The organism is Blastococcus deserti (assembly GCF_042682525.1).
Taxonomy (GTDB): domain Bacteria; phylum Actinomycetota; class Actinomycetes; order Mycobacteriales; family Geodermatophilaceae; genus Blastococcus_B; species Blastococcus_B deserti.
In genome coordinates this window covers 171630-180611 of record NZ_JBHUHP010000010.1, presented here as the reverse complement: position 1 = coordinate 180611, position 8982 = coordinate 171630, and the positions used below count along the sequence as shown (strand labels likewise).

Here is an 8982-nt window from a genome sequence, read left to right as displayed (position 1 = left end):
GACGGCGGCTCCCTGCGTTCCGCGGCGGTGGAGCTGCCGGGCTACTGGTCGTAGCGGCGGCGGAAGCGCTCCTCGAGGCGGTTCTTCAGCGGCTGGCGGCCGGGACGACCACCGCGGCCGGACCGACCCGGGCCGGCCGGACCGCGGCCGGCGGCCGGCGCGCTGCCGGCCTCCACGACCCCGGTGGCGGACTTGTAGTTCAGGACGCCGAGCGTGACGCCGGCGAACGCGACGAGGAACCCGAAGACCCCGAGGGGTACCGATCGGGCGACCGCGCCGCCGACGAGGACGGCCAGGCCGACCACGACGAGGGCGGCGCCGAGCTGCAGCTTGCGGCGGGCCTTCAGGCGGCGGTCACCGGTGCGGACGGACGAGGCGAACTTCGGATCGTCATCGACGAGGGCGCGCTCGATCTGCTCCAGCAGACGCTGCTCGTGCTCGGAGAGCGGCACGTCGACCTCCAGGTGGGCGGAGCCAGGGCCGTCGGAGGCTCCCGCCGACGGTGACATCGAGGATACGAGCCCTTTGCGGGCTGCGAAAGGCGACCGCGCGGCTACCCCTGAGGATCACTCCGCGATCACTCCTCAGGGGGGTCAACGGCCGGTCGGCCGCCCCGGTTCCGCGCCCGCCGGGACACCACATCCGCGCTGGTCGGCCCGGAACTCCCGGGGCGGGTCACCCGGTGGAGCAGCGTCGCCGGCCGGACCGCGCCGGCGCCGAACCGGCGGGCGGCGCGGTCGGCGGCCAGCTCGGCGTCGCGGCGGCCGCGCTCCCGCGCGCCGAGCTCGAGCTGCTGCGGCGCGGACCCGGCGTCGACCAGCCGCTCGGCCCGCACTCCCACCAGCCGGATGCGCGCCCGGTCGAGCCCGAGCGCGTCGAACAGCCCACGGGCGGTGTCGTACAGCTCCTGACCGACGTCGGTGGGCACGTCCAGGGTGCGGCTGCGGGTGATCGTGGCGAAGTCGGCGAAGCGCACCTTGATGCTCACCGTCCGGGCCAGCCACCCGCCGGAGCGGAGGCGGGCCGCCGTCCGCTCGGAGAGCAGCAGCAGCTCCCGGTGGATGACCGCCGGGTCGTCGACGTCGGTACCGAAGGTCTCCTCGTGGCCGGTGGACTTCTCCGGTTCGTCCGGCACGACCCGCCGCGGGTCGCGTCCCCACGACAGCTCGTGCAGGTGCGCGCCCACCGCCGCGCCCAGCCCGCGCTGCAGGGTCTTCACCGGGACGTGCGCGAGGTCGCCCACCGTGCGCAGCCCCAGCCGCAGCAGCGTCTCCTCGGTCTTGGGACCCACCCCCCAGAGGGCGCCCACCGGCAGCGGGTGCAGGAAGTCCATGACCTCCTGCGGGCGGACGACCAGCAGGCCGTCGGGCTTGGCGCGGGTGGAGGCCAGCTTGGCGACGAACTTGGTGCCGGCCACCCCGACCGAGCAGGTGATCCCCTGCTCGTCGAAGACGCGGGCCCGGAGGTACTCGCCGATCTCGGCGGCGTCGCCCAGCCGGCGGGCGGCGCCGGACACGTCGAGGAATGCCTCGTCCAGCGACAGCGGCTCGACCAGCGGGGTGATCGAGCGGAACAGCGCCATCACCGACCGGGAGACCTCGGTGTACAGCGCCATGTCACCCGGCAGGACCGTCGCCGTCGGGCACAGCCGCAGCGCGCGGGCGGTCGGCATGGCCGCGTGCACCCCGTAGCGGCGGGCCTCGTAGGTGGCCGAGGTGACCACGCCGCGGTTACCGGCCCCGCCGACGATCACCGGGGTGCCGGCCAGCTCGGGGCGCCGCCGCACCTCGACACTTGCGAAGAACGCGTCCATGTCGACGTGCAGGACGCTGCAGCCGGCGGCGCGAGCGGACGGACCCATGACCCCTTCCTGTCTCGAACGCGTGTTCGACGGACGGGAGGACGGTAACGCCCTCGCGGCCCGCCCGGCACCTCGACGCGGCGTCGTGACCGAGCCGTTGCCGACCCGCCGTCGCCGCTGCTCGGAGCGGGTGTGTGGGAGCAGGATGCGTGAGGTACAGCACCGTCCGCGGGCCGTCGGCCGACGGCCCTCGACCGATGTGATCGGAGACCCATGGCCCTCGACGACGATGACATGACCACGCCCGGCGGAGGCGACGGCGGCGCGGACGGCGGTGCCGACAGCGGCGCGGACGGCGGCGCACACGGTCCCGCGGACGGCGGTGCCGACGGCGGCGCCGATGGTGGGGCCGATGGTGGCGCGGACGGCGGCGCCGATGGTGGGGCCGACGGCGGTGCCGATGGTGGTGCGGACGGCGGCGCGGACGGCGGCGCGGACGGCGGTGCCGACGGCGGCGCGGACGGCTCGGCCTGAACGAGGACCCGACCGCGCAGGGCCGGGTGGAGCATGAGCTCCGCCCGGCCCTGCGGCGGTGCACGAACATCGACCCCGACGTCTTCGCCGAGGAGTACTGGGCCCGGCGGCCGCTGCTGACCCGGGCGGAGGACACCGGTTCGGCCTTCACCGACCTGCTCGACCTGTCCGCCGTCGACGAACTGCTCTCCCGCCGCGGGCTGCGGACCCCGTTCCTGCGGATCGCCAAGGACGGCGCCGTCGTCGACGCCAAGCGCTTCACCACCTCCGGTGGCGCCGGCGCCGAGATCGCCGACCAGGTGTCCTCCGACGCGGTGCTGCGGCTGTTCGCCGACGGCAGCACCGTCGTGCTCCAGGGCCTGCACCGGCTCTGGCCGCCGCTGATCGAGTTCGCCGACCAGCTCGCCGCCGACCTCGGTCACCCGACCCAGGTCAACGCCTACATCACCCCGCCGTCCTCGCGCGGGTTCAGCCCGCACTACGACGTGCACGACGTCTTCGTCTTGCAGGTGGCCGGCGAGAAGCACTGGACCATCCACGAGCCGGTGCTCCGCGACCCGCTGCGCACGCAGCCGTGGAACAACCGTGCCGCCGAGGTCGCCGCGGCGGCGGAGCGCGAGCCGGTCATCGACGCGGTGCTGCGGCCCGGCGATGTGCTCTACCTGCCGCGCGGCTACCTGCACTCCGCCCGCGCGCTCGGCGAGATCAGCGCGCACCTGACCGTCGGCATCCACCCGGTCACGCGCTGGGCGGCGGCCGAGTCGGCCCTGGACCTGGTCCGCGCCCTGGCCGCCGACGACCCCCAGCTGCGCGGCTCCCTGCCGCTGGGCATCGACCTGGCCGACCCGGACGTCCTGCGCGACGACGTCACCGTCGTCGTCTCGGCCCTGCAGGAGTGGCTGGGCCGGGTCGACCCCGCCGAGGTCGCCGACCGGCTGCGCGCCCGCACGTGGGCCCAGGTGCGCCCGGAGCCCGTCGCCCCGCTCGCCCAGTCCGTGGCCGCCGCCGCGCTGACCCCCGAGACGGTGCTGCGGTTGCGCCGCCGGCTCCGCTGCTCCCTCCGGGAGGCGGCCGACGGCGGCGTGACCCTGCTGGCCGGACGGCGTTCGATCTCCTTCCCCGCCGACGTCCGGCCGGCACTGGCCGCGCTCCTCGCCACCGGTGAGCTGAAGGTGGCCGACCTGCCCGGCCTCGAGGCTGCCGAGGCCGTGGCCCTGGCGCGTCGGCTCCTCACCGAGGCCGTCGCCACCGTGCCCGACTCCGGGAGGGCTGCCGGGGCCGGCACCGACGACAGGCACGATGGGTCCCGTGGGAACACAGCCGGGCCGGGCCGATGACGCGTCCGCGGACCCGGTGGAGGGCATGACGGCGGACTTCTGCCGCACCGACGTCCCCGCCCGCCCGGTGGGGCGGCTCGACGGCAGCCGCTGCTCGGTCCGGGCGCTGGCCCGCGGCGACTCCCCCGTCGCCACCGCCTCGCCCGTCCAGCGCTGGCTGCTCATCGAGCAGCCGGGGCCGTGGGGACGGGACGCCCTGCCCGAATCGAGGTTCGACGCCGAGGTGGCGCCGAGGCTGGCGAGGCGGGCGCGCGAGGAGGGGGTGCGGCCGCTGCTGGTCCGCCGTCCCGGGGACCGGCTGGCCGACTCCGCACGCCGCTGGGCCTACGCCGACAGCCGACCCGGACGGGAAGGGCTGTGGTGGTCGGTCCGGGCCTCCGACGCCGACCTGCTGACCGCGCCCTGGGACGGCTCGGTCGGCGAGCCCGCCCCCGGCCCCACCTACCTGGTGTGCACCCACGGCGGTCATGACGCCTGCTGCGCGCTGCGTGGGCGGCCGCTCGCCCGGGCGCTGCCCGCGCCGGGGCCCGTGGACGTCTGGGAGTGCAGTCATCTCGGGGGCGACCGGTTCGCCGCAAACGTGCTGGTGCTGCCGCACGGGTTCTACTACGGGCAGGTGCCCGGCGACGGAGCAGAACTGGTCGACGCGCACCGCAACGGGCGGGTGGCGTTGCCCTGGCTGCGCGGGCGGGCGGGTGTGCCGGCGCCCGGCCAGGCGGCGCAGCACTTCGCGCGCGGGGAGCTGGGACTGCTGGGGATCGACGACCTGCCGGTGGTGTCGGTGGAGCAGCACACACCGCCGGGCTCGGAGGTCGAGCGGTGGACCGTGACCCTCGCCGCACCGGAGGGGCACCTGGTCACCAGCGTGGAGAGCCGCCCCTCGACGACGGCCGACCTCCTCACCTGCCGGGCGACGCACGCGGCGCACTCCCGCACCTGGCACGTCCAGTTCGCGGCGGTCCCGTCCAGAGGCTCGCCCTGAGCGTGCGAGCGGTGAATGGGACGGGGTTCGTCAGCAGTCCAGCGCACGACCCCCGGCGGCGAGGAGCGGGACCGCCAGCTCCGTCGCGGTGAGCGAGCCGTGGTAGGCCGCCAGCCTGCTGGGCCCGGGCTCCAGACGCGGGGCGGTGAGGGCCCAGCTGCCCCGGGCCAGCGCGACGACGTCGCCGATCCGCGCCGCCACGGCGTCGTCCACGGGGCCGAAGACGCCGCTGGCGACGGCCTCCTCGCGGCTGCCGACCCACGCCCGCCGGCCGAGCACCTCACGCCAGCGGTGCAGTACGTCGGTTCCGGCACCGGGCTCGGTGTGGACGTAGCGGGCCCGCGGCTCGCCCGCCACCAGCCGCACCCCGTCGGCGAGGTCGGGTTGCTCGTCGAGGTCGAACCGGGTGGCGTCGGGGACGTCGAGCATCCCGTGGTCGGCCGTGACGAGGAGTGCGGCGTCGTCGGGCAGGCCGGCGACGAGCTCCTCGACGACCCGGTCGACGAACGCCAGCTGGGCGCGCCAGGCGGGCGAGTCGACGCCGCGCACGTGACCGGTCAGGTCGAGCTCGGGGATGTAGCCGTACACCAGGGCGCGGGGCGTCGCGGCGAGCGAGCTCAGCACGAGGGCGCAGAGGTCGCCGTGGCTGACCGCGCCGGCGTACCGCGCGCCGCGGTAGACGGCACGGGTGAGGCCGGACCGGGTGTAGGCGTACGGGCCGACGGCCGTGGCGGTCACGCCGACGGCCTCGGCGTGCTCGAAGACGGTGCGCCGGGCCTGCCACACGTCGGGGTCGGGGTCGTCGGCCCACTGCACGTGGTTGAGCGTGCGGGGCTCGCCGGCGGCGCCATCCTCCCCCGGGATGGCGGTGACGAAGCCGAGGATCCCGTGGCTGCCCGGCGGCAGCCCGGTGCCGAGGGTGGCCAGGCTGACGGGGGTGGTGCTCGGGCACGGCGCGGAGAGGTCGCCGGCCGGCGCGCTCAGCGCCGCCAGGGTCGGCGCCAGGTCGGCGTGGGCGCGCAGGAGGTCGGCGCCGAGGCCGTCGACGAGGAGCACGGCCACCCGGCGGGGGCCACCCAGGGCACCGGTCAGGCCGAGCGGATCCGCGGGCACGTCGCCCCGCTGCACCGGGGCGCCGATCGCGGCCACGGCGGCGGGCAGCACGTCGGCGAGGGTGGCCGTGCCGTACGGCGGGACCGCCAGGTCGGGCGGCAGCGGGTTCACGGACGGGTGGCCAGCACGTGCACGCCGGCGGCGACGTCGCGGTAGGGCGAGACCTCGGCCAGCGCCACCTCCAGCGCCCGGACGGCCTGCGGGTCGGCCCCGGAGCTGGACTCCAGCAGGTCTGCGACGACGGAGACGCCTCGCCACGTGCCCGGGCGCAGGTCCGCTCCCTCGACGAGGGCCAGCAGGGCCTGCGGACTGAAGCGGCGGCGGGCGGGCACGGCCCGACCGGGAGCGGGGTCGCGGTCCTCGAGCATCGCGAGGGCCTCGACGGGGTGACCGGCCACCGCGCGGGCGAGCACGGCGCCCGCTCGGTTGGCCGTCGCGATGCTCACCTGGCCGCCCGGTCGCAGAGCCCGGGCGATCTCGCGCAGGGTGACCGCTGGGTCGTCGACGACCTCCAGCACGGAGTGGCAGAGGGCCAGGTCGTATCCGCTGTCGTCGTCGCCGGTGACCGGCAGCACCTCGTGCAGCAGGTCGCCGTCGCCCTGGACACCCCGCACCCGGGCCTCCACCCCTGCGGTGTCGGCCCGACGGCGGAGGGTGGCCAGGGCGTCTGCGCTGGGGTCGACGACGGTGACCTCGTGGCCCAGGCGGGCCAGCGGGACGGCGAACATGCCGCTGCCACCACCGACGTCGAGGATCCGCAGCGCGCTGCCCGCGCCGACCAGCGGGTCCAGCGCGGCCCAGACGGCGGCGGTCCGGGCCGGCAACTGCTCCGCGGTCGGCGTGGCTGGGGACGTCGGCACCTACCGAAGCCTAGTGGCGCCGGCACGCGTCGGCCTTCCTGCAGGGGCGGGGGCCGGGGGGCCTTCCTCAGACGGGGACGCTGTCGGCGGCTCGCTTGATCTCTGCGATGTCGATGCGGCGCATCTGCAGCATGGCCTGGGTGGCGCGCTGCGCCCGGCCGGGATCGGGGTCGCTGAGCAGGCTCGTCAGCTCGACCGGGACCACTTGCCACGAGACGCCGAACTTGTCCTTGAGCCAGCCGCACTGGCTCTCCTCGCCGCCTTCGGTGAGGCGGGTCCAGTAGTGGTCGGCCTCCTCCTGGTCGCGGCACATGATCTGGAAGGAGATCGACTCGTTGAACTGGAACTGCGGCCCGCCGTTGAGTGCGACGTACTCCTGCCCGTCGAGGGTGAAGCTGACGGTCAGCGCGTCGCCCTCCTTCATCGGCGGCGGCATGTCGGGTCCGTAGCGAGTGACCTCGCCGATCGAGGAGTGGGGGAAGATCGAGGTGTAGTGCGCGGCGGCCTCCTCGGCCTGGCCGTCGAACCACAGGCAGGGAATCTGCTTGGGCATGACTGGTCCTCTCTCGTGTCCGGCTCGCTCTCCGGCTGACGGGTAGACCGTGGCCCGACCGTGAATTCATCGGAAGAGCCGCCGCCGCGCACCCGTCCCACCACGGTCACCGGACTCTCCGCATCGGCGGGCGGTCGCTCAGAAGGGCATGACGCTGACGATGTCGGCGTCCGAGAGGGGCCCCCCGAGCTCGAACGGCTCCAGGAAGCCGATACCGGGTGGCCGGCTGACCCGCGTGACGCCATTGGGCGTGGTCACCAGCAGGGCGCCGTCGGCGTCGAGGTGGAAGCTCCAGCCGGGGGCATGCGTCTTCAGCCGGTGGTGCCGGCGGCACAGGCAGCACAGGTTGGCGCAGTCGGTCGGTCCGCCGTCGGCATGCGCGACTACGTGGTCGAGATCGGCCCAGCCGGCCCTGTTCTGGCATCCGGGATGGCGGCATCCCCGGTCGCGGGCCGTCGTCCACCGCCGTTGCGGCGCGGTCGGCTGGTAGCTCTCCGTCGGAGGCGGACGCTGCACCAGGGCACAGCGGCAATCGCCCTGGACGTGCACCGGGCAGCCGCGGCGCACCGCCCGCTCGAGTTCCCGCCGCGTGAGCGTGGCGAGGAGGTCGCCACCGGCGCCCAGCAGGTCGAGATGCAGGGAGCCGCCCGTCGGCTCCTGCAGTCCCCCCGGGGCACACGGCGTCGAGAGCGCTGAGGAGTGCCCTGAGGTGTGCCGCGGTCACGGGCTCGCCCTCGACCTCGGCGATTCCTGGCGGCCGGCCTCCGGCGGCGGGGTCAGCAGGGTCGGGCAGCAGCGCGTTGAGCGGGGCGAGCACGCGGAGCTCGGCGGTGACCGGCGGGCGGGAGTCGTCCCACGGACGGAGGGACATGTTCGCCATGACTTCGGCGCGGACCTGGCCGATCGGACGGGAATCGCCGTCGGCCTTGGCCTGCCGGGCATGGTCGTCGACCGCCCGGTACACCGCGGCGGCCACCGGCTGGGGCAGGACGGTGACGAGCTCGGTCATACCGTCGTGCGACGAGCGGCGGAGCATCACGTCGGCCGCCGACCCGGCGCGCTTCCTCCGGCGCTCGGCCGCCTCGGTGTCGCGGCGGACCACTTCGGCGCGCACCAGGGCCCGCAGGCGACCGACGGAAAGCTCGGCTGCCTGCGGGAGTACGACCGCCTGGACCGTCGCCAGGAGGTGCGGGTCGAGATCAGGGCCGAATCGGTTGACCTCGTCGGCCATCGCCCGGGCCCGCGACCAGCTCAGCTCGCCGTCGGCCAGCGCCGCCCAGGTCTCCGGCAGGCGGTGAGCGAGCGTGAGCGCCGCCTCGGCCAGCTTCGTCGCCTCGGGCCGGGAGCAGTTCATGATCATGGCCAGCTCGTCCGCGAAGAACTCGGACACGCCCGCGAGCACCCAACTGCACCGCGCCCACGAGGACGACGCCGAGCCGGGTGCCCCCGGCGGGCGGTCGCGGTGGTCACGGCGCCGGGCGGCCAGCTCGGCGATCATCTCGACCCGGTAGGCCCAGAGCCGGCTGTCGGCGATGTTCGCCCGACGCATCTCCTCCGCCAGTTCGCGATCGGTGCGCCCGGCCACCGGCATGAGCTCACCCAGGCGCGCCGGATGCCACCACGGGTCGGCGGAGGTGGGATCCGAGCCTGCCCACGCGGGGACGTCGAGCTGGTTCACCGTCAGCCCGACACCGAAGCCACCGCCTTCGAACACATGAGCGAAGCTACGGCACGGGTACGACAATTCTGCCTGGTCTGGACGAGGAAGCTCGCTGCCGGAGGCGCTTGCCAGAGCGGACGAC

The 8982-nt window shown here is 75.3% G+C and carries 10 protein-coding genes and 1 pseudogene; 4 read left to right on the top strand and 7 right to left on the bottom strand.

The window, feature by feature from the left end:
• Window positions 1-41: 41 nt before the first annotated feature.
• Together ACFSHS_RS11690 and dinB are read right to left on the bottom strand one after the other, a co-directional pair.
• Window positions 42-452, bottom strand: coding sequence for a DUF3040 domain-containing protein (locus tag ACFSHS_RS11690; protein WP_376875714.1), 411 nt, complete (start codon window positions 450-452; stop codon window positions 42-44).
• Window positions 453-577: 125 nt separating this feature from the next.
• Window positions 578-1861 carry a DNA polymerase IV gene (dinB, locus tag ACFSHS_RS11685; protein ID WP_376875711.1) on the bottom strand — a complete coding sequence of 428 codons (1284 nt, stop codon included), beginning with the start codon at window positions 1859-1861 and terminating at the stop codon, window positions 578-580.
• A gap of 213 nt (window positions 1862-2074) precedes the next feature.
• Here dinB and ACFSHS_RS11680 point away from each other — a divergent pair, with 213 nt between their 5' ends.
• The 3 genes from ACFSHS_RS11680 to ACFSHS_RS11670 are packed head-to-tail and all read left to right on the top strand — an operon-like array spanning window position 2075 to window position 4654.
• Window positions 2075-2335, top strand: coding sequence for a BatC protein (locus tag ACFSHS_RS11680; RefSeq protein ID WP_376875708.1), 261 nt, complete (start codon window positions 2075-2077; stop codon window positions 2333-2335).
• 26 nt (window positions 2336-2361) lie between these two features.
• A complete protein-coding gene (locus ACFSHS_RS11675) occupies window positions 2362-3672 on the top strand; it encodes a cupin domain-containing protein (RefSeq protein WP_376875705.1) in 1311 nt (436 codons plus the stop codon).
• The gene (locus tag ACFSHS_RS11670; protein ID WP_376875702.1) at window positions 3635-4654 is read left to right on the top strand and encodes a sucrase ferredoxin; all 1020 of its coding nucleotides are present in this window, start codon (window positions 3635-3637) and stop codon (window positions 4652-4654) included. The genes ACFSHS_RS11675 and ACFSHS_RS11670 overlap by 38 nt, the downstream gene beginning before the upstream one ends.
• A gap of 30 nt (window positions 4655-4684) precedes the next feature.
• Here the strand turns inward: ACFSHS_RS11670 and ACFSHS_RS11665 are convergent, their stop codons facing one another.
• The 5 genes and pseudogenes from ACFSHS_RS11665 to ACFSHS_RS11645 all read right to left on the bottom strand — a co-directional run.
• Window positions 4685-5878, bottom strand: a complete 1194-nt coding sequence (locus tag ACFSHS_RS11665) for an alkaline phosphatase family protein (protein ID WP_376875699.1) — start codon at window positions 5876-5878, stop codon at window positions 4685-4687.
• A complete protein-coding gene (locus ACFSHS_RS11660) occupies window positions 5875-6627 on the bottom strand; it encodes a class I SAM-dependent methyltransferase (RefSeq protein ID WP_376875696.1) in 753 nt (250 codons plus the stop codon). Before ACFSHS_RS11660 ends, ACFSHS_RS11665 begins: the two co-directional genes overlap by 4 nt.
• Window positions 6628-6694: 67 nt before the next feature.
• Window positions 6695-7180: a VOC family protein gene (locus ACFSHS_RS11655; protein WP_376875693.1), complete on the bottom strand. Its 486-nt coding sequence runs from the start codon at window positions 7178-7180 to the stop codon at window positions 6695-6697.
• 138 nt (window positions 7181-7318) lie between these two features.
• Window positions 7319-7696: an HNH endonuclease signature motif containing protein gene (locus ACFSHS_RS11650; protein ID WP_376876482.1), complete on the bottom strand. Its 378-nt coding sequence runs from the start codon at window positions 7694-7696 to the stop codon at window positions 7319-7321.
• 361 nt (window positions 7697-8057) lie between these two features.
• Window positions 8058-8534 (bottom strand): annotated as a pseudogene (locus ACFSHS_RS11645) (DUF222 domain-containing protein); the annotation flags it as partial.
• Between ACFSHS_RS11645 and ACFSHS_RS11640 the strand changes: the two are divergent.
• The gene (locus ACFSHS_RS11640) at window positions 8485-8691 is read left to right on the top strand and encodes a hypothetical protein (RefSeq protein ID WP_376876479.1); all 207 of its coding nucleotides are present in this window, start codon (window positions 8485-8487) and stop codon (window positions 8689-8691) included. The pseudogene ACFSHS_RS11645 and the gene ACFSHS_RS11640 sit on opposite strands and share 50 nt — an antisense overlap.
• Window positions 8692-8982 lie beyond the last annotated feature (291 nt).